This is a genomic window from Brevibacillus sp. RS1.1 (assembly GCF_013284365.1).
Classification (GTDB): domain Bacteria; phylum Bacillota; class Bacilli; order Brevibacillales; family Brevibacillaceae; genus Brevibacillus; species Brevibacillus brevis_D.
In genome coordinates this window covers 202,701-222,910 of the sequence record NZ_JABSVA010000004.1, presented here as the reverse complement: position 1 = coordinate 222,910, position 20,210 = coordinate 202,701, and the positions used below count along the sequence as shown (strand labels likewise).

General features: G+C 47.8%; 16 protein-coding genes. 13 read left to right on the top strand and 3 right to left on the bottom strand.

Annotated features, from left to right (window positions below):
• Nucleotides 1-30: 30 nt before the first annotated feature.
• Together HP570_RS15360 and HP570_RS15355 are read right to left on the bottom strand one after the other, a co-directional pair.
• The gene (locus HP570_RS15360) at nt 31-678 is read right to left on the bottom strand and encodes a hypothetical protein (protein ID WP_173626269.1); all 648 of its coding nucleotides are present in this window, start codon (nt 676-678) and stop codon (nt 31-33) included.
• Nucleotides 679-756: 78 nt separating this feature from the next.
• On the bottom strand, nt 757-2,004 hold the full coding sequence (locus HP570_RS15355) for an MDR family MFS transporter (RefSeq protein WP_173626268.1): 1,248 nt from the start codon (nt 2,002-2,004) through the stop codon (nt 757-759).
• 569 nt (nt 2,005-2,573) lie between these two features.
• On the opposite strand from HP570_RS15355, the gene HP570_RS15350 reads away from it, so the two are divergent.
• The 8 genes from HP570_RS15350 (at nt 2,574) to HP570_RS15315 (ending at nt 11,753) form a co-directional block, all read left to right on the top strand.
• Nucleotides 2,574-3,686, top strand: coding sequence for an aminopeptidase (locus tag HP570_RS15350; RefSeq protein WP_173626267.1), 1,113 nt, complete (start codon nt 2,574-2,576; stop codon nt 3,684-3,686).
• A 183-nt stretch (nt 3,687-3,869) separates the two neighbouring features.
• Nucleotides 3,870-4,241 carry a hypothetical protein gene (locus HP570_RS15345; RefSeq protein WP_173626266.1) on the top strand — a complete coding sequence of 124 codons (372 nt, stop codon included), beginning with the start codon at nt 3,870-3,872 and terminating at the stop codon, nt 4,239-4,241.
• Nucleotides 4,204-5,136 carry an RluA family pseudouridine synthase gene (locus tag HP570_RS15340; RefSeq protein WP_173626265.1) on the top strand — a complete coding sequence of 311 codons (933 nt, stop codon included), beginning with the start codon at nt 4,204-4,206 and terminating at the stop codon, nt 5,134-5,136. Before HP570_RS15345 ends, HP570_RS15340 begins: the two co-directional genes overlap by 38 nt.
• A 125-nt stretch (nt 5,137-5,261) precedes the next feature.
• Nucleotides 5,262-5,885: a YhbD family protein gene (locus HP570_RS15335; RefSeq protein ID WP_041749700.1), complete on the top strand. Its 624-nt coding sequence runs from the start codon at nt 5,262-5,264 to the stop codon at nt 5,883-5,885.
• Nucleotides 5,886-5,899: 14 nt separating this feature from the next.
• Nucleotides 5,900-6,628: a bactofilin family protein gene (locus HP570_RS15330; RefSeq protein WP_015893692.1), complete on the top strand. Its 729-nt coding sequence runs from the start codon at nt 5,900-5,902 to the stop codon at nt 6,626-6,628.
• A gap of 127 nt (nt 6,629-6,755) precedes the next feature.
• Complete coding sequence (locus tag HP570_RS15325) at nt 6,756-7,382, top strand: TetR/AcrR family transcriptional regulator (RefSeq protein ID WP_015893691.1); 627 nt, start codon at nt 6,756-6,758, stop codon at nt 7,380-7,382.
• A gap of 31 nt (nt 7,383-7,413) precedes the next feature.
• A complete protein-coding gene (locus HP570_RS15320; RefSeq protein ID WP_015893690.1) occupies nt 7,414-8,646 on the top strand; it encodes an efflux RND transporter periplasmic adaptor subunit in 1,233 nt (410 codons plus the stop codon).
• Nucleotides 8,643-11,753 carry an efflux RND transporter permease subunit gene (locus HP570_RS15315; RefSeq protein ID WP_015893689.1) on the top strand — a complete coding sequence of 1,037 codons (3,111 nt, stop codon included), beginning with the start codon at nt 8,643-8,645 and terminating at the stop codon, nt 11,751-11,753. The genes HP570_RS15320 and HP570_RS15315 overlap by 4 nt, the downstream gene beginning before the upstream one ends.
• A 58-nt stretch (nt 11,754-11,811) precedes the next feature.
• Here the strand turns inward: HP570_RS15315 and HP570_RS15310 are convergent, their stop codons facing one another.
• Nucleotides 11,812-12,663: a CPBP family intramembrane glutamic endopeptidase gene (locus HP570_RS15310; RefSeq protein ID WP_173626264.1), complete on the bottom strand. Its 852-nt coding sequence runs from the start codon at nt 12,661-12,663 to the stop codon at nt 11,812-11,814.
• A gap of 200 nt (nt 12,664-12,863) precedes the next feature.
• On the opposite strand from HP570_RS15310, the gene HP570_RS15305 reads away from it, so the two are divergent.
• From HP570_RS15305 to HP570_RS15285, 5 genes are all read left to right on the top strand, one after another.
• Nucleotides 12,864-14,159 carry an HD domain-containing protein gene (locus tag HP570_RS15305; RefSeq protein ID WP_015893687.1) on the top strand — a complete coding sequence of 432 codons (1,296 nt, stop codon included), beginning with the start codon at nt 12,864-12,866 and terminating at the stop codon, nt 14,157-14,159.
• Nucleotides 14,152-14,682 (top strand): YwgA family protein, encoded by a 531-nt coding sequence (locus HP570_RS15300; RefSeq protein ID WP_064200358.1) that lies wholly within the window; start codon nt 14,152-14,154, stop codon nt 14,680-14,682. Before HP570_RS15305 ends, HP570_RS15300 begins: the two co-directional genes overlap by 8 nt.
• A gap of 184 nt (nt 14,683-14,866) precedes the next feature.
• The gene (locus HP570_RS15295; protein WP_015893685.1) at nt 14,867-15,262 is read left to right on the top strand and encodes a thioredoxin family protein; all 396 of its coding nucleotides are present in this window, start codon (nt 14,867-14,869) and stop codon (nt 15,260-15,262) included.
• Nucleotides 15,263-15,299: 37 nt separating this feature from the next.
• Entirely contained in the window at nt 15,300-16,199 is a 900-nt protein-coding gene (locus HP570_RS15290; RefSeq protein ID WP_173626263.1) for an S-layer homology domain-containing protein, read from the top strand.
• Between the two features lie 261 nt (nt 16,200-16,460).
• Complete coding sequence (locus tag HP570_RS15285) at nt 16,461-20,186, top strand: ABC transporter permease (protein WP_254495302.1); 3,726 nt, start codon at nt 16,461-16,463, stop codon at nt 20,184-20,186.
• The last annotated feature ends 24 nt before the right edge of the window (nt 20,187-20,210 follow it).

The following is a 20,210-nucleotide window of genomic DNA, read 5'->3' as shown; positions in this document are numbered from 1 at the left end:
GTTTGGAGGGAAGACAGACTCTTTTTTTGTCTAAAGCGGATGGGCAGACTTTCGCCCAATCGTTTTCCGATAGATCTCCACCAGCTCCTCCACAATCTTTTCCTTCGTCGCATGTAGAGGGGGACTCGGATGGTAGTAATCCATTCCTTTCGGGCAGGGCTTGCCAAAAGTCGGTATCCCTGCTGCTGCGATCCGTTGTTTCCACTGTTTCTTGAGGGAAGAAAAATGCTGCCACGAATGGTGATGGGAAAGCCCCCAACCGAGCAGGAGCCACGGATGCTTTTGCAGTTCTTGCGTAGATACGAGCTGAGCCTCGAGCGTTGTCTCTTTCTCATCAATGAGTTGTTCAAAATGAGAGATAGCACTCACGGCAGCAGCATTTTGTACGGAAAACAGGTTGTAAATATGGAATCTGCCTACCAATGCCCGTTTTCCGTAAATCGCCTCCACCAGTCGGATCAATTGTCGCATGGTGGGATCGAGTGTGGTTTGACCCATGATACTATGGTTGGATGCAGGTCTTTCACGAAAAAGCTTGGCACTACCAGGATTCAGTAAGAGACAGCTCCCAAGAGAATGATGACCCTCTGAATTCGGTCCCCATTGAAGATAGGTAGAAGTTCGGTAGACGACTCCTCGGTGTTCTTTAAAGGTAGCAAAGGCATTCGGCTGGTTCATACGATCCCCTCCTAGTCAAGCTATCTATGCTTCATTTATATGAGAGGAGGGAATTTGGTAGAACGGACATGCTCTACTCTAGTTACTTTTGCTAACTTCTTCGGCACCGATCATGCGGAACAAAATAATATACAGATAAGCACTGACTAGGGTTAAGCCCAGGACGACACTGAATACGCCAACAGGAGCGAGCCATTGAGATAGACCGATCGTAAGGGGAGCGATAAAGCGACCAATCGAGAACTGGAGCGAAGAAGCTCCCATGTACTGACCACGTGCATCCTCAGGCGAGTATTTACTGATAAAGCTCTGGGCGACTGGTGTACGCATCAGCTCGCCGAATGTCAAAATCGCCATACAGCCGAACAGGAGCCAGATATTCGTCGTAAAGGCCATCAAGAACAGACCGACACCGAATAAGATGGAGGAGATGACGAGGCTGTTGCGATCACTCCAGTTTTCGAACCAGCGTGTGACTGGCAGTGTAAACAGAACCACCAAAAAACCATTTAAGGCCATGAGCCAGCCGAATGCGCTGGTTCCCCCGACAGAATAAGTCCAATTGCCCCAAGAAAATAATGCTTGTTGCATGACATGCTCTTTCACATACAAAGCCATGTAAATATCCAATTGCATGAATCCAATGGCGATCAATATCCCTGCGCCAATGTACAGGGCAAAAGCTTTGTCTCGGAAAATAATGGCGTAACTCTGGAATTGCTGAATCAGGGAAAAACGCTCCTTTGCCTTCTCCTGACGGACGTGTTCAGGCAGCGTTTCTTTGATCAGGAAGAAGACTGTAATCGCAAAAAGCAGTTCAACGAAGGTACAGAACATCAACAGCTGCGGGCGATAATGGACGAAAAAGACAGAACCCAATACGGGACCAGCGACCACCCCGATGTTCATCGCTGTGTAAAAGGTGGCAAATACAATTCTGCGATCGTCTTCTGTGGTCAAATCAGCCACCATGGCGGAGCTGGCAGGCCAGTAGAGAGCCCCAGCGATCCCGATCCCGATGAAGGCAATGTAGTCGATCCAGGGAGACGGTGAGAACGCAAACAGCGCGAACATCACCGTCGATGTACAGAGCGAGAGCAGCATGGTGAATCTGCGCCCTACCCGGTCAGCCAAATATCCGCCAAACAGGTTGGACAGCATCCCGAGCAACGGTGGTACCATCAAGAGAAGACCCGCTACATCCTTTCCAAACGTATCACTAAAATAAATCGCCATAAACGGAAAGTACATCCAAAAGAAGGTGTGCGTAATCAATTCACCAAAGAGACGTACCTTCAAGTTAAGATCCCACGAACGCCAAATCATGACACGAATTCCTCCATTCATTTCGGCAGGTGCCTTGACCTCGATTCTCTTCTTGGAAAAATTCCACGTAAAAAAGCACAAACGGGGTAGAGACAATGCTCTTCCGCTTGCGCTTTATCAAACGATACAAGGGTGGCGGGAAATAACCAGTTCAAAGGGGGACAAAAGAGAGACGGTTATATACCATTAATTTTAGGTACAGTAAACCGACTGTTCACCCAAGAACATGGCCCGCAATTCATATCGGGAAAAAGACGGAAGCGGTTCAGGCATCCTGCAGCTTCTAGCTTTTGATAGGGTTGTAAGAGGCAGTGCCCCTTAAGAGAGGCCCCACCTAAGCGAAGATAACTACAGAACACACCATGAACTCAGCACTCCCGTCTTTCAAATTTTTTACATAGGTAAACTCTTGTTGATTAGAATACTCGAAAGAGTCGAATTTATGCAAGATAATTTTTTGGTTTTTTTCGAATAGTACCAAGAACATCGATAATTGAAAAAGGGGCTTCCATTCGGTAAAATATTTTTTAACACTAATCAAATCATGCTAGGAATGTGGGGGATATCGCATGCTGGATACACGCATCGTCAAGTTGGCTACAAATTTGCTGAGCCATTCTGTACGCCTGAAGGAAAAAGAAAGCTTGTTGATTGAAGTTCGTGGCGAGGGTCACGCCTTGGCGAAAGAATTGGTTAAGCAGGCATACGACTTGGGTGCCTATCCGTTCGTACGGATTATTGACCCGTCTATCCAACGTGAGCTGATGCTCGGTGCAAGTGCAGAGCGTGCGACTCATTTGGCGAAATGGGAAGAGCCAATGTACAAAGATTTGGATACATATATCGTCATTAATGGTCCGTCCAACGACAGTGAGATGGCCGATGTTCCCGTAGATCGTCGTCGTGCGCATCAGAGTGTGATGCAAGAATTGCATGACTACCTGACCAACAATGTACGCTGGACACTGCTCAACTACCCGACTACGGGCTTGGCGCAAAATGCCAACATGTCTACTGTTGCTTTTGAAGACTTCTATTTTGACGTATGCTCTGTTGACTATAAAAAGATGCACGAAGCCTTTTTGCCTTTGCAGCAATTGATGGATCGTACAGACAAAGTGCGTCTCGTGGGACCAGGGACGGATCTTCAATTCTCGATCAAGGACATTCCGAGTGTCATCTGCTCCGGGCTGCGCAATATTCCAGACGGTGAGATTTTTACAGCTCCTGTGCGTGATTCCGTGAATGGAACCATTACGTACAACACAGCAACAAGCTACATGGGCACGAAATTTGAAAACGTGTGTCTGAAGTTTGTGGACGGAAAAATTGTCGAGGCGACTTCTAACAATACCAAGAGACTCAACGAAATTTTCGATACAGACGAAGGAGCGCGCTTCATTGGGGAATTCGCGATTGGCGTACATCCGTACATCCTGCATCCAATGAATGATATCTTGTTCGATGAGAAAATTGCCGGCAGCTTCCACTTCACACCAGGCCGTGCATACGACAACGCAGATAACGGCAACCGCAGCCAAATTCACTGGGATATGGTAAACATCCAGCGTCCTGAGTACGGCGGCGGTGAAATCTGGTTTGATGATGTGCTGATTCGCAAAGACGGTTTGTTCGTATTGCCAGAGCTGCAAGGACTCAATCCGGAAAACTTAAAAGGGTAAAGCGAAATGACGGGGCCATCATGCTTAGCATGGTGGCTTTTTTTACGTAGCTATCTGTGAGGGAAGAAGCGCATTTCCAGTCTACGCTTCGGCCTACGCCCCGCAAAGGGGGATTGACTGTTCGCTCCGGAATAAATGGCGGGAGCGCTTCAAACGTAGAAGTTTCGAGGAAGGGTTTCATAAATGAAGCTGAAAACCCCCGCCATTTATTCCTACGCTGAGTTGGGCTCCAGAGGCGCTTGGACTGGAAATGCGCTTCTTCCTACGTTGCTTTTGGTTACCCTACATACTGCTCTGAATAACAACCAAACCGCTCTAAAAGCACGAAGTAATCACAAGCTGTCCGCAAGCACTGTCACATGTCTGGAAGGAGACCGCCCGAACGCAGAGAGGATACAGGCGACTGGAAGACATGTGACAGGGCTTCCCCAACCACAAACGTTGGACGACTACAAACGAGCATCTCAAGCATCCTTTTGCTACAATAAGAAAAAAGCATGGAACAGAGGGATTAGACGTGAGCCGCAAAGATTGGATCGAATACATCGTCAGTGAAGAAGACACGGGAATGAACGTGGAACAAATCGTCCGGCAAAAGCTCAACGTGTCGGGTCGTATGATGCAGCGGCTGACGAGAAGCAAGGGAATTTTGCTCAATCGCAAGCAGCCCTTCCTGCAAAGACAAGTAAAAGCAGGAGATACAATCGCTGTTCGTGTCATTGAGAGACAAGAGCAAGTGCCTAGGCAGCCCCAGCATGATACGAAGCCCGAGGGGCCGAACAAACCAATGCCGTCCATCGACATTTTGTACGAAGACGATCATCTCTTGATTGCAAACAAACCGGCAGGCATGATGGTGCACCCGATTAAACAGGAGACCGACACATTGGTACATGCACTCGCTGCCGTACTGGCGGCACGTGGTGAGCAGACGAGCGTACATCCAGTGCATCGGCTAGATAAAGATACATCAGGAGCGATTCTCGTAGCCAAAAGCAGCTATGGTCATCAATTGGCTGACAGGCTGCTGCGCGAAGGAGGCATTCATCGCGAGTATCTTGCGGTTGCCAGTGGTGTGTTCTCAGAGGGAGCGGGAACGATCGATGCGCCAATCGGCCGAGATGCGCGTCATCCGACGAAACGCCGTGTCGTGGAGAGTGGCGATCCTGCCATCACGCATTACGAGGTACAACAGACCTCTGAGGGAATGACGCTTGCTCGCGTCTGGCTGGAAACGGGTCGTACCCATCAAATTCGCGTTCACTTTGCCCACATTGGACACCCGCTTGCTGGTGATACGATGTACGGGGGAGCGAGAGGCTTGTTACGCCGACAGGCTCTGCATGCTTCGAAATTGTCCTTTTTACATCCGCTTCTCGAAAAAGAGATTGTAGTCGAGGCACCGATACCATTGGATATGAAACGCTTGATGCAAGCAGAGTTTAAATAAGAACGGATAGAAGGACTTCGATGACAGAAGTCCTTTTTTATGTGCAAAAGTCCTCCGAGTGTCAAACAATCTGTAGTTGAATAACGTAACAGTGTTATGTTACATTGTTTTTGGAGGTGCTTCACTTGGACGCAAATGTAATCTCGAAGAAGGACCTGCTGGAGCTTACCGGCATTTCGTACGGACAATTGTACCGTTGGAAACGAAAGAACTTGATTCCAGAGGAATGGTTCATTCGTCGAGCCACTTTTACAGGGCAAGAAACCTTTTTCCCACGGGAACAGATTTTGGCTCGAATCGACAAGATCCTGAACATGAAAGACGACCTGTCGCTGGATGAATTGGCGGACATGTTTTCACCAAGTATGAGTGGAACATCGTTGACAGCAGAGGAATTATTGGCACGAAACATTGTTTCGACTACTTCTTTAGAAGTGTTTAACGTGTTTCTCGGGAGCTTACGGACCTTTACCTTCCAGCAGGCATTATACGCCTATGTGTTAGAAAAGCTTTTGGCCGCAGGAGATTTGAGTGTCGATGAAGGCGGCGGATTGTTGCAGGTACTGGCTAGCCACTATCCCAAATTCGAAGGGAAGCCTTGTGAGCTGATCTTTATGCGCAAGATGGGGATTTCCACGTTCGTGTTGGTGTCTAGCTCTACCGAAATGTATTTTGATAGCGGTGTAAAGGTAGTGAAGCGGCTCGATCTAGCCAATTGCATAGAGGAATTAAAAGGAAAATATTTATAGGGGGAGACCATACCATGCAGAACGAGAATAAGAACAAGCTAGATTTGATCTTTCATGGGGCAGTGAATGCTACGGGTGGCGTATACAACAAAGTAGATGTGCAAGGTTACGGCAAGATTAATGGCGACGTAGAGTGCGAGTCGCTTCATTGTGCGGGACATGTCAGTATCACGGGAGATCTCATTGGCTCTTCGGCAAGAGTAGAAGGCAACGCATCGATAAAAGGCAAAGTGAAGATGGATACATTGTCTGTATACGGTCAGCTTGATGTTGCGGACGATTTGAACTTTACGAGTCTAAAAGTCGGTGGCAATGTCAAGGTACAGGGCAATATGGCAGGAGAGGATGTAAAGGTTCACGGATCATTGAAAACCGCAGGGGATTGCGAAGCAGAAGTGTTCCGGGCAAACGGTGCGTTTAGTATCGGAGGACTGCTGAATGCGGGGCGAATCGAGGTCATACTGCATGGTAGCTGCGAGGCAAAAGAAATAGGCGGAGAGTACATCGAGGTGCGCCGAACAGGCAATAGCACTTTGGGCAAGCTGTTGAAGCATTTTCTCAATAATACCTTGACTGTAGAGACGATTGAAGGAGACGAAATCTACCTGGAAAACACAAAGGCCAAGGTCGTTCGCGGCAACAAGGTCGAGATTGGGCCAGACTGCGAAATTGACCTGGTTGAATACAGCACAGAATGCAAGCAAGACCAAAGCTCCCAGGTTAAGACGCTGACACAACGATAAGGGTGGCAAGGAAAAATTAATATTTCAAACTGCATGCAAGTATTTACATGCATGCAGTCTCTTTATATAATGAGTTTGGAAAAAAATGAAAATGCAAGTAATTGCTTGCTTGGTACGGAGGTGCGTCATGGATCACCCAGATATAGAACAGAAGCTGGGGGGGAGAGGCGAAGAGGAACAGGAAACCCGTGAGCGAATTTTATCGGCCGCACGTCAGCTAATGGCACAAAAGGGATACAAGGGAGCGACTACACGCAAGATTTCTGAGCTTGCTGGGGTGAATGAGGTGACGGTATTTCGTCACTTCAAGAACAAGGTAGGCATCCTGACTGAACTCCTGAAAGAAATCATGGATGTCCGAGAGCAGCTGGAGCAAGGGTTGCAAGGCGAGTTTGCTGATCTCAAGGAAATGCTGGTTAGCTACGCACGTACGTATTACGGCTTATTAGTCGAGCGCAAAGAAATTTTCATGATCTGCATGATTGAAGCGGATAATCACCCAGAAGTCGTGCAGATGTTCAGCAGCCTGCCGATGACCGCAGTCGAGGTATTGTCCAACAAGCTCCTAGTGTTTCAGGAGCAAGGTCATTTGCCAAAGGCTGTTCCGTTCACGGCAGCTCTTATGTTCGTCTCCACTTTCTTCTATGCCTTCATGGCGAAGTATCGGGTTAATCTCGATCTCGAAATGGTAGAAGAAGAGCTTTTTGAAAATGCTTCTGAAATCTTGCTACAAGGCATCAGAGGACTCAAATAAACAGCATAGCTACATAGGGGCGGAGGAAGTCATGAAGAGAAGATGGCTTGTATCTGTAATGATGATCGGACTATTGGCAACGACGGCTTGCAGCGAGCAACAGCCTGCTTCAGCACCTCAGAAGGAGTTGAAGCATGTCGTCGTTGCACCAGTAAAGAAGGAGCAGGCTGTTACCGTCACGGAGTTGTCTGGTACGCTGGCTCCTTTGGAGGAAGCACTCGTTTCTTTTGAAGTAGGCGGTCGTATTGTGGAGATGAACCGAAAAGAAGGAGATACGGTCAAAGCGGGCGATGTGCTTGCCCGAGTGAATGCCACAGATTACTCGCTCCAGGTTGCTTCGTCCAGCGCTGCCGTGCAGCAGAGTGAAGCAAATCTTAGCAAGGTAAACAATGGTGCGAGAGAGCAAGAAGTGACGCAGGCGCGTTTGCTTGTGGAGAAGGCAACAGTAGGTCTCCAAAAAATGCAGGATGATTTCAATCGGATTGAAAAGCTCTACCAGCAAAACGCCATTTCCAAAAGCGAGTATGAAAGTGCACAAAATGGACTGACGATTGCGCAAAAGGATTTGCAAAACGCACAGCAGTCTTATTCCCTGATTACTCAAGGAGCTCGTTCGGAAGACAAACAGTTGACACAGGCTGTCTACAATCAGACGGTTATCGCCAAAGAAGTGGCAGCCAATACACTTGCCAAAACGCAGCTCCGTTCGCCGATTAACGGGACGATCATCGCCAAGCTCTCGTCTGCGGGCAACTTGGTCGGTTCAGGTACCCCTGTCTATCAAGTCGGCAACATCGATACATTAAAAGTCGTATTGCCCGTTCCTGACCGTGAGATTTCTGCATGGAAAGTAGGCGAGGCGATCTCCTTAGACCTGTATGGTCAAAAACGGGATGGCAAAGTGACCAAAATATTTCCCGCCACGAACCAAAATACCGGAACGATTGGCGTAGAGGTTCAAATCGCCAACCAAGCTCGTGACTGGTTTGCTGGTCAGGTGGTGAAAGCGACGAAAACGGTAACGGGGCAGGAAGGTGTCTACGTACCGGTAGAAGCAGTCATCAGTAGAGGCAAAGATGACGCGCATGTCTTCGTCAATGCAGGCGGGAAGGCTGTCAAAACAAGCGTAGCCATCGGGCAGATTGTAAGTGACAAGCTCGAGATCAAGAGCGGATTAAAAGAAGGAGACCAACTGATCGTCAAAGGGGTGGACCGTTTGTTTGACGGTGACCCAATCGAGGCGGCAGGAGGTACACAGCCGTGATCAAGTACATCGTACAAAAGCGCAAAATCACGCTCCTGTTTTTCAGCATGATTGTACTTGTAGGCTCCCTCAGCTTTTTTCAACTGCCTAAGCAAGAGATGCCGGATATTATCGTGAACATGGCGACGATCACGACGGTTTATCCGGGAGCTTCGCCGGAAAAGGTCGAGCAGGCTGTTACGAAAAAGCTGGAAGAAAAAATCAACGAATTGCAAGGACTTAACTATATATCATCCTCATCTTCCCTCGGCGTCTCTTTTATCATGGTGGAAGCAAAGAGTGACGTAGACCCGAAGCAAAAATGGGATGAATTGCGGAAGAAGGTAAAGGACGCAGAGGCTGATTTGCCAGCAGATGCGAAACAACCGATCATCAATGATGATTTAAACCGTACGTTTGTCCAATCGTTTGCGGTCACCGCTGACTCGCGCGAGGAATTGTACAGCATGCGTACCATGCTGAAATCGTGGAAGGAACAGCTGCGCACCATTCCAAACGTAGCGGATGTACTGGTGGAAGGTCTACCGGAGCAGGAAGTCCACATCGAGGTTGATACGCAAAAGCTGAGCCAATACGGGATCACATGGAGTCAGGTGATGATGGCAGTCAAAAAGGAAAATGAAAAAATCCCGCTTGGCGACCTGACCACAGAAAAACGGACCTACCAGCTCAAGCTGGCGGAAAATACAGATGTCGAAGAACTGAACAAAGTCATTATCTCTCGTTCAAAAGAGGGCTTCCCGATCTATCTAAAGGACATCGGATCGGTCAAAATGTCGACGGAGACGGTGAAAACAACTTCGTATTTCAATGGGAAGCCTTCGATCACGATCAGCGTTAATGCAGAGACGGGAAGCGATGTACCGTCCTTGCAAAAGCGCGTAGACGAGATGATGGTGACTCTGGATAAAACACTTCCGGCAGGGGCCGAGAGACACTCGATTTATAGTCAGAATGAACGTGTGGATGAGCTTTTTGGCGACCTGACTCGGGAAATGATGATTGCCATTGTCGCAGTTTTGGTGGTGTGTGCGCTCGGATTAAACCTGATCACATCGTTGGTAGTAGCGATGGCGATTCCGATTTCCTTGGCTGTGGGGCTTATGTTCCTGCCATCTATGGGTATTTCACTTAACATGATCTCGATCGTTTCCTTGATCATTGTGCTCGGGATCTTGGTCGATGACGCCGTGGTGGTCAATGACAATATCGAGCGGAGACTGTCTGTCCTGGGTGAAAAACCGATGGCTGCGGCGGTTAATGGCGCCAAGGAAGTATCGATTTCGATCACGACCGCTACGCTGGCTACGATTGCGTCATTTGCTCCTTTGATGTTTCTTAGTGGAAACGTCGGGCAGTTCATTCGTCCGGTTCCCGTCATTATTTCGATGACGATGCTGGCGTCAATGGTCATGTCACTGACGATCATCCCGATCTTTCGCCAATGGTATGAGCAACGTAGAAAGGCTGGCGTAGAAGGGTATCGCAAGCCCGCTGGACTTTTGGGAAAACAATTGTTGCAGCTGACCAAGTGGTATGCGAGCAAGGTCATGCCGAAAATTTTGAAGCGACCACTTTTGGCAGGAATGATTGGCGTTTTGATCGGAACGGCTGCATATGGATTGATACCGCTCACTCCGGTGGAATTGTTCCCGAACGATGATCGCCCGCAGTTTCTCATCGATATCCGTCTCCCCGTGGGCAACAGTCTGGAAGAAACAGACCGGGTGGTGCGTGGGACGGCAGATTGGGTGTTGAAGCAGCCTGGTATCGAGGCGGTATCTGCATACGCGGGAGGCAGTGCACCGAAAATGTTCGGTGGAGATACAGCTGCTGGAAGCGGCATTACCGTCGGACAGTTAGTGGTTCGTTATAATGAAAAAGAGACCCATCTCGAGAACATGCTGGAGCCGTGGACGGAAGAATTCAAAAAGCTGTATCCGGAAGCGAGTATCTTGACGAAGCAGCTGGAGGCAGGTCCTCCGGTTGGAAAACCAGTCGTGATTCGTTTTTACGGAGAGGATATTGAGACGCTGCGCTCTCTTTCTGCGCAAACAAAAGAAAAGGTTGCCGGATTAGAGGGCACGTACAATGTGCAAGACGATTTCGGGGTAGAACGCTACACCTTGGAATTTGTCGTGAACAAAGAGCTGATGGAGCAAAAGCTCGTCAACTATACAGACTTGTCCACGACATTGCGTCTGGTGAGCGAAGGCATCACCGTCAGCGAGTTTGATACAGGCTCAGACCTGATCGATATGAAGCTGTTCTTGCAAAAAGGCGAGGAAGACCCTGCATTGCTGTTCCAGCGGCTCAGCATCGCCAATGCACGTGGAGAGCTGATCCCGTTATCACAGCTGGCGGAGGTAAAACCGACTTTCAGTACACAGACGATTCCGCATCGCGATTTGTCGCGGAGCGTGACAGTTACCAGTGATCTGAAAGGGAGAACGGCGACAGACGTAATGGCAGAGATCAAGCCGATGCTCGATAGTATGTCCTTGCCAGAAGGATACCGCTATGAGATTGGCGGCGAGACTTCCGAACAGACTGATATTTTTATCGACATGGGCAAACTCTCGATTCTTGTTGTTTTCCTGATCTTGATTTTGATCGCGATGCAATTCTATTCCTTGACGATCCCTGTACTGGTTACAAGTACGATTTATCTCGCTGTTTCGGGGAGCTTGATCGGCTTGTTCGTGACCCAGACACCACTTGGCTTTATGACAATGATGGGGATTATTGCGCTGGCGGGCATCGTGGTGCGTAACGGGATCGTGTTGATCGAGTTCATCGAGGAAGCACGTCATACAGGCATGGAGCTGAAGCAGGCAGTTATTTCTGCATGTGAGGCACGACTACGGCCTATTCTTTTGACCTCGCTTACAGCGATTGCTGGTATGATGCCGTTAGCTATTTCAGGTGACGTTTTGTTCAAACCACTTGCGGTCACCATTATTTTTGGCTTGGCATTCTCGACACTTTTGACTTTGATCGTTGTGCCGTCCTTCTATACCGTTCTAACGCAGCACAAGATCAAAAAGCTGGCGAAAAAAGCCGCGAAGCGCCCGGATTTGTATGGGCCTGAGGCAGAGACTCTATAATACATGCAACAGCGGCAAACTTTCCGATTCATTTCTTTCGGGAGTTTGTCGCTGTTTTTTAGTAAGCTCTTCTTGCTTTTCGCCAGCCGATTATCAACAGAGCAAGAACCAGTATGAGAAAACCGAGTACACATAAAGCCCAGATTGACTGTAGCAGCATGCTTTGGTTGACCAGCCAGGGAATCTCCTCCAGAGGCATGTTTTTCATTTTGGGGAGAGAAGGGATGATCATCGCGTCCGCATAAATGTGCAGGATGATCGGAGCTAGCAATCCCCAGCGAAGTGCTGCCCATGCCCACAAAACACCAATGAGAAACGATTCAAAAAGAATTCCTAGACCATGCCCAGGTACGTGATAGTAGGCGAAAATCATGGAAGGAATGAGTAGATACATCCACTTCGCACCAGTGGGCAGGTCTGTGCTCCTTCGATAGATGAGTGTTAGCAAGAGAAACGGGATGCCGCGAAAGACAAGCTCCTCCCACAAAGGATTATGCCAGGTGGCAAACACAAGCAGATTTGCTTTGCCAGCGAGTGACTGAGCACCAATTGGCTGCGTAGTAGACCATCCGCTAATCGCCTGAAAGGCAGCTCCGGCCGCTTTTGCCAATAAGAGCCCGGCAAGGATGAACAGAAATGCTTGCCCCAACTTTTTCCCCCGCACAAGCCATAAGATGCCGCCAGCGTAAATCAGCGAGATCACACCAAAAATAAGCCAGCCAGGAAGTGGGACAGCGACCTTCCAGTCGGTTTTCGGCCAGAAGAGTAGAGAAACGGAAACAGTTTGTCCGAAAAAACCTGAGGAGAGAAATTGCCCCCAGGAGGCGAGCAGGGGCAGAAAGAGCATAATTATCAAGAGAAGGAGTAAAAGTGGGTTTTTGGTTATATATCGAAGTGTAATTGTCCACATTTGAATAAACCTCTCATTCCAACCATTTTTTCCTATATAATCCTACATGCCTTTTACTCGGTCTAGATGGAAATGGCATTCTTCAGATTTTTGTAAGAGTTTGTTTAAGCAAGAAATGGTATCAGACGTATGATATGATAGAATCAAAATTCACTGTCAGTAATAGATAGAAAAAGCAGTACAGGAAGGGAGTGTCCAGGATGCAACAGCCCCAGCTTCTTCATGAAGAAAAGGTATTCAAAGACCCTGTCCACCGCTACGTCCACGTGCGGGACAAATTCATTTGGGATTTGATCAACTCGGCAGAATTCCAACGTTTGCGCAGAGTCAGGCAACTGGGCACCAGCTTTTTTACGTTTCACGGTGGAGAGCATAGCCGCTTTAACCACTCGCTTGGCGTGTATGAACTGATGCGCAGAATTTTGGAGACGTTCGAAGGCCGTATTCAGTTGACCTACGAGGAAAAGCTGCTGTGTCTATGTGCGGCTTTGCTCCACGATGTGGGCCACGGTCCGTTTTCCCATTCGTTTGAAAAGGTGTTCAAGTATCACCACGAGGATTGGACGCGCGCCATTTTGCTTGGAGATACGCAAATCAACCGAATTCTTCGTCGGTTTGATGATAGCTTCCCGAAGAAATTGGCAGAAGTGATTAATAAGACATATGACAATAAACTGATCGTAAGTCTCATCTCCAGCCAGCTCGATGCCGATCGGATGGATTACTTACTGCGTGATGCCTACTATACGGGTGTCAATTACGGCAATTTCGAGATTGAGCGTATCTTGCGTGTCATGCGGCCGCAGGAGGATGGCATTGTCTTTAAATTCAGTGGGATGCATGCTGTCGAAGACTACATCATGTCTCGCTATCAAATGTACTGGCAGGTCTATTTCCATCCCGTGACGCGAAGTGCCGAAGTCATCTTGTGCAAAATTTTTCAACGGGCGAAGCTCTTGTTTTCCCAAGGCTATCCGTTCATGCAGGAGCCTGTTATGCTGCTGCCTTTCTTGCAGGAAAAAGTAGAGCTGGCTGACTATTTGGCGCTTGATGAGTCGATCATTCTTTTCTATATGCAGCTCTGGCGCAGAGAGCAAGACCCTGTGTTGAAAGATTTGTGCGCCCGTTTTTTGGACAGGAATCTCTTTAAATACGTCGAATATAATCCGAGGGATTTTCGCTTGCTGTCTGAGTTGAAAGAACTATTTCAATCTGCCGGAATTGATCCGATGTATTATTTGGAGGTAGACACGACCTCTGATCTTCCGTATGATTTTTACCGTGCCGGAGAAGAAGAGGAGCGCATTCCGATTATGCTCCAAATGCCTTCAGGCGAACTTGTCGAGCTGTCACAGAAGTCAGAAATTGTACAGGCCATTAGCGGAAAGCGGCGTTTTGATTACAAGCTGTACTTTCCATTGGATAAAGTCATGGCTTTGCCGGGGGATCTCTCCCGTAAGATTCGAGAACGTCTGGGAGTGATGGAGGATGCTTAATCGTCACGCCAAGATCATACGCCTGATTGAGATAGTCGGCGAAGTGAGCGGGCGAAAAAAATTACAAAAGATGGTGTACATAGGAAAACATCTGGAGATGGATTTCGATGAGCGCTACGAGTTTCACATGTACGGTCCATATTCGGAAGAGCTGACGCTCAGAGTAGATGAGCTGTGCAACATGGGGCTTCTGGATGAGCAAATGGAGAGTAAAGGTGCCATTCATATGTATCGTTACTCTTTGAACGAAACCGGTCATGATTTTCTCAAGTTTCATGAGGTTGACTTCGGTAGTGGAGAACGTGCGATTTTGCGTATGAACGAGGAGAATTCCCGTTTTCTCGAGCTGGTTTCTACGATTCTGTATTTCAGCCACCTGCCCTATGAGGAAATGAAGGGCAAAATCTTTACGTTTAAGAGCAAGCAGCGCTACACCGAGGAAGAGATTCAAAAAGGGCAGGCGTTTATTGAAGAACTGCGTGCATTGATGAAGGAAGACGGCGGCAGTTCACTTATGCAATAGGAAACATCATACGAGGAAAAGCACGGCGTACGAACTTGCAAGAGTTGTGGTACGTCTTTTTTTTATACATGTCAGCCAGTCCAATGGGGCTGGCTTTTTTTGTCTCAGCTCGGAGCTGCATAATACGGGTATCGTTCTTTGACAAGTGCATACGTTATGAAACATTCTGATTCGCGAAAGGGAGATGGACGTGAGTAGAAGCAAGCAATGGTGGCTGTGGATCCTGCTCGGTGTTGTTATGCTTGCCGTCGGTATAAGTGCGTGGTGGGGTACAGCCAGTGCACAAGAAGAAGTAAAAGTGGTGTACGTCTATAGTGATAGCTGCGGATATTGTACGGAGTTCGGCCCGACATTTGAGAAAGTCGTGAAGGAGTATCCACCTGAAATGATCCAACGACTGGATATCCATGAGCAGAAAGAGCTGGATGAAGCGTCGCGCCTCGGGGCAGAGGCAACCCCCACTGTTTTTGTCGTCGAACAAGGTAAGGTGATCGACAAGCTGGAAGGGGCGGTGCCCGAGAATACGTTGCGGAGTTTTTTGCAAAGGAACCTAAATCAGACTCTTTCTAAAAATGGATAATATAGGTAAAATATCCAGTAAAGAGGGGGGTCATTCCATGAACAAACGTACAATCATGTCATACCTATTAGCAGCTGTTCTCGCAGTGGCAGGGCTTACTGGAGTAGAAGATAGTCAAAACGTACAGGCTGCTGCGTCAGCGAAGGATTACGCTTCACATACAGCAAGGGAAGCCATTGATTTCGGTGTACAGAAGAAATACTTATGGCTGGATAGCAAGGGGAACTTTTATCCGAATAACCAAATCACGCAAGGGCAGTTTATTGCGAGTTTAGTAGCGATTCGCGGATTGAAGGAGGTAGCCCCCGTTCCGGAGCTCCCAGAAGGGCATTGGGCGAAGATGAGCTATGAGAAGGCGCAGAAGGCGGGGATTTTGGCGGGGGTGAAGGTAGAGCCGAACAGGCTGTTGACGAAGGAAGAAACGGCAGCGCTGGTGTATGCAGCGTGGAAGCCGATTCGGGGTGAAAAGAATCCGAATTTAACCAATACCGGGGCGCTTATCACGTGGGGATGGATGAAGCCAGCGCCAAGTGGTCAGCCTAAATTTCGTGAGGATTTGCCTGTGACTCGAGGGGAAGCGGCGGAGATTTTGCGTTATTTGTGGAAGGATAAATGGCAGCTTGAGCAAGGGGCGAAGTATGCGGATGAGTTTCATAAGAGCTTGAAGGTTGTGAATGGGAAGATTAGTGGGAAGGTGCCTAAGGGTGATAGTAATTTTATGATATTAGTACAATTTTTTACAAAGCAAAATGAATTGGAAGGTTTCATAAACAATCAATCTTTTAACATTCCATTAAACAACACAAGTTCTTTTTCTTTTAATGTCATAAATAACAATGACTCGACTGATGCAGGTATATACTTGTATACCAAATTACCTTCTTTAGAGAAAACTAATAACACCCGAAAATTCTATAAAACGAAGGGTACGAAGTAAATGCATATCCACTTAACTAAGCATAGAATAGTTTATTCTGTGCTTTCTCTTTTCCTATTGTGCGTTTTTCTTATTATTTACCCAAACTCGACGTATGGTTCGCCTAATTATCACAACATTAAAGTAGCAACTGTTGATTCGAATAAAGAGCTTGCACCCAAAGGGCGTTTTTATCTTCTTTTAATCGAAGGAATAGAAGGACAACTCGGAGCAACAGTTTCTCAAATTGAAGTAGACAGAGTTATTGATACTAATGGAGTATTGGGCTTTGCTGATGTAAACCAAAAGGCAGATAGAGGGTGGTACTTTGTTGACGAAAACGAAGCGTCATATTGGATTAAACGGTTCGGAGGAAATCCAAACTACATTCTTGGAGGAACGGGTAATGTTTATAGTAAGGAAGTCTCTAGTGATTCAGTACCGAATTTCGTACCCTACCAAGCCTACAACCTCGCAGAACTAGCCTCCGCCTCAGGCGGCGCAGGCTACACCAAAGGAGACAACCTCGTCCCAGACGGCAAAGGCGGGTACATCTCGGTAGGCCACTTCCGAACCACCCCACAACCCAGCGGCAGCATAACCACCAACAAAACAAAATACAACCTCAACGAAACAGTTGAGATCCATGCAAATGCCACGGACTTTTCTTACTATGACCGCGGCATTTTTGTATGGTCTTTAAGCGTGATCAACAAGACAACAGGACGTGGATACAAGAGCATCTTGTCTAATCAAAAATTCAACGATCCAAGCACGGTCGTTCCCAAGGTAAACGAGACAAGCAGTCCCCCGGGCTACAAGTGGACCTTTAAAAATACCGACTATAAGCCTACTGAGCCAGGCCTGTATGAAATATCGCTAACCATCTCTGACCTGCATCAAAGAAGCCGCCAAGGATCAAGCAGCATAAGCGTTTCGACACCTTATACAGCACAATTCACAGTGGGTGATGTAACCCCACCGGAAAAGCCTGATCCCGAAAAGCCTGATCCAGGTCCAGCATGTTCAATCGGATCAACAAAAACCAAACTGAACATTCAAGTCGTTGGCGACAAGGATATTAAAGACCACAATGCTGTTGCCAGCGGCGGCTCAGATATTGCTGTCGAAAAAAATGCAGATATCACTCTCTCTGCCAATAAACCAGGAAAATACACGATGAATGGTTATGACATGAAGCCTGGAGCGAATGGCAACAGGAAAGTCGGGACAGGAAGCATCGGTAGCTCTGGACGGGTAAAAGTCGTCTACACCAGTGATGATGGAACAGAGTGTTGGGAGAAATATTTTAGAGTGGAGTCGCCAGATGGTGAAGACTCATGCCCCATCGTTACGCTGTCAGCATCTGCAGTAAGAAACGGTCAAACCATTGAGATTATGCCGTTCGATACGCTTACGTTCCGGGCCAAATACACAACCAAATACGGAGATAGCTCGGAGGCATCGCTCAAGTGGGATGTATCCCTTCCAAACGGAAAAACCTATACCTTGCCAGTCAAGGAAAATGACAATGGCAGATGGGGACCCTATGATTCCTCCAGTTTAAAGCTTCCGTTCGGAAATGTTTATAACCCGTACTATTTTCCATTCGAGCGAGGAAAAACGTACAAACTAAAGCTAAACCTCGATGGGACAAAGTGGGGGGAGCGACCTGAATGCAATTGGGAAATAACGATTGTGGTAAAAGATGCTTCCTGCTCGATCGCTGATCAAAAAAAGGTTTCATTTTTAGTACATAGCGAGCCACCTCTGCCATTTTCTCCTGAAGGTGAAGGCATGAATGGATCGGTCAGTTCAGGATTTACATTGAAAGACCCCGTATACATCAAGTACTTTACGAAGGCTGGAGATCAATACGATACCAATCTATCGTTTTCCTCAAAGGTATCTGGTACTTGGTATTGGAAGAGCCCTGAAGGAAAAACAGCGTTAACCGACAAACTTGCAGCGGACGAGCCATTCAGGCTCATGTTGCCGGCAAGCGTAGATGTTGGCGATGAAATCGTACTGCTGTTCGAGTCCGAGACGGGCTGTACGGGTGAGGTGCGATTCACCATTGAATCCGACCAAAAATGCTGGGATATTCTCGCGTCAGTAGAAATCGACCGAAACAACCAAAAGTGGAGCAAGGATATTCAACGTGGTGAAACCATTGAAATGGCAGCAGATGAGATTCCAGACAAGTATCGGTTTCGGATGTTTTTGTCGGACGATAGTCACTTTTCGATGAGATGGTTTGATCCTGCGTCTGGCTCCTGGGAAAGAAAGCGAAACGGAAAGGCACTCGATAGCTCAAACACCTCCACAAATAGCCACTGGGTGTATTTCCCGAGAGACGAAAATGGTCTTCTTTTAGAAGGACTGTACAAGGTGCAATTTTATTCAACCCAGAGTGACGGCTGCGACGGTCATTTTTTTGTGCAAATCGGCAAAGGCGTTCCAAAACCGGATGGAGAGAATTTACTCATTGTGAAATCGAGCTTTCAAATTGATCCGAAGAGCCCTCAAGCCGCAGGAACCGATGCGACGATTACATTCAACGTGAAGAATGCCGGGAAATTAACGCATGATACGAAATTGGCTGTTCGCTGGGCGAACTCAGAAAAGGAAACTCGTTTGGACGTGAATGAATTCAAGCCGGGTGAGGTGCGTAAGATCACGGTTCCGACGAAGTATCCGCAAAAATCCGAGGATTTTATCGCCCATATCAACCCTGGGAAATCCATGCCGGAAAACGAGACGATCTGGACGGATAATCGTGCGGCTTGGCCAGTGAAGATTGTCGGTGGAGAAGTTCCGGAGTCGCCTGGTGGTGGAGGCGATTTTGATGGCGGTGAAATTGGTTTAGAGATTTATGACAGTGATCGTCGACAGCTACAAAAACTGCCGCTACATGCAGATGGCGTGTGGGAACGTGAGCCTGCTACGATTCGCGTGGTCATTGATCAGTCGAAAATAAACGAAGGCTTCCAAAAAACAGAACAGGAGATCAATCAGAAAATCACGCAATTTAAAGCGCAATTGGAGAGTTCAGTCAGCGGGGACACGATCAAAAACGTAACTGTCACTGCGAATCCGGGGTGGATTTCAGATGCCAAGAGCATGGCGGTTTATACGCCACCACAGCTTGATCTGAAGCTGACAGGCCCCGGAGCGCCGATGCAATGGCAGGTAAGCAGTGCATCTACAGGCTCAGAGGTCGTGTATACAGGAACCACGGTCCCAACACAGACGACTTGGCGCCAAGTACTCCAATCGCAAAAATACAAGGCTGAAATCAACGGCTTTGTCATCGTGATGGATTATCAGGTCGATTTTGAACTATCCTACGAGAATTGCGCTATGAACGCCGAAGATGAAGAGGTGTGTGAGCCTCGGAACCTCTCCAAAACGATGGCAGGACGCTATACCATTACGGTAAAAGGGGGAGAGCGCTCCTTTGAGGTCTTTGAGCCGAATGCAGCAGGCTCGATTCGTCATACAGCCGAATGGGCAGCGTATCATGCCAGAGACCGGTATCCAAACAGCCAGCCAAATGATTACTACGCGGGTGAGCGCATCTTGACACAAGTGGAGCTACAGGATCGACACCGCCATCCCGTGAGTAATCAGTTTCCTGTCGTGACAGCTGCGCGGGCATGGATTTCAGAAACAGGCTTACGCCAAACGCCGTTACAGTCGTTGTTAGTCCTGCAACAAGCGACTCCTCAGCTCTGGAGAGGCCCTTCCTATTCCGCTTCCAAGCTAGGAGCTCGTGAAGTGGGTGTAGATACGCCTTTGATGGGGGATAAACAGCATGGCTTCCAAAAGGATGCGAGCTACGCAGTCTATTACTCTGTTTCCTTTCGTTTTGACGTGAACAAGGGCTTCCCTTATCAAAATAAAGCTTCTGGGCAAGGGCACGAAATAAAAGATTATGCGCTACCCTTCCGTATCATTGCAAATGCATGGGAACGACAAGGAATCCGCAACCATACGACACAGTAAAAATATTTGCACCCCCTCTCTGTC

Coding starts and splice junctions, on each gene's coding strand:
- HP570_RS15295 (WP_015893685.1), top strand. CDS start 14,867: ATGGACGTGAGTAGAAGCAAGCAATGGTGGCTGTGGATCCTGCTCGGT.
- HP570_RS15310 (WP_173626264.1), bottom strand. CDS start 12,663: ATGTGGACAATTACACTTCGATATATAACCAAAAACCCACTTTTACTC.
- HP570_RS15360 (WP_173626269.1), bottom strand. CDS start 678: ATGAACCAGCCGAATGCCTTTGCTACCTTTAAAGAACACCGAGGAGTC.
- HP570_RS15350 (WP_173626267.1), top strand. CDS start 2,574: ATGCTGGATACACGCATCGTCAAGTTGGCTACAAATTTGCTGAGCCAT.
- HP570_RS15330 (WP_015893692.1), top strand. CDS start 5,900: ATGCAGAACGAGAATAAGAACAAGCTAGATTTGATCTTTCATGGGGCA.
- HP570_RS15290 (WP_173626263.1), top strand. CDS start 15,300: ATGAACAAACGTACAATCATGTCATACCTATTAGCAGCTGTTCTCGCA.
- HP570_RS15345 (WP_173626266.1), top strand. CDS start 3,870: ATGAAGCTGAAAACCCCCGCCATTTATTCCTACGCTGAGTTGGGCTCC.
- HP570_RS15305 (WP_015893687.1), top strand. CDS start 12,864: ATGCAACAGCCCCAGCTTCTTCATGAAGAAAAGGTATTCAAAGACCCT.
- HP570_RS15325 (WP_015893691.1), top strand. CDS start 6,756: ATGGATCACCCAGATATAGAACAGAAGCTGGGGGGGAGAGGCGAAGAG.
- HP570_RS15300 (WP_064200358.1), top strand. CDS start 14,152: ATGCTTAATCGTCACGCCAAGATCATACGCCTGATTGAGATAGTCGGC.
- HP570_RS15320 (WP_015893690.1), top strand. CDS start 7,414: ATGAAGAGAAGATGGCTTGTATCTGTAATGATGATCGGACTATTGGCA.
- HP570_RS15355 (WP_173626268.1), bottom strand. CDS start 2,004: ATGATTTGGCGTTCGTGGGATCTTAACTTGAAGGTACGTCTCTTTGGT.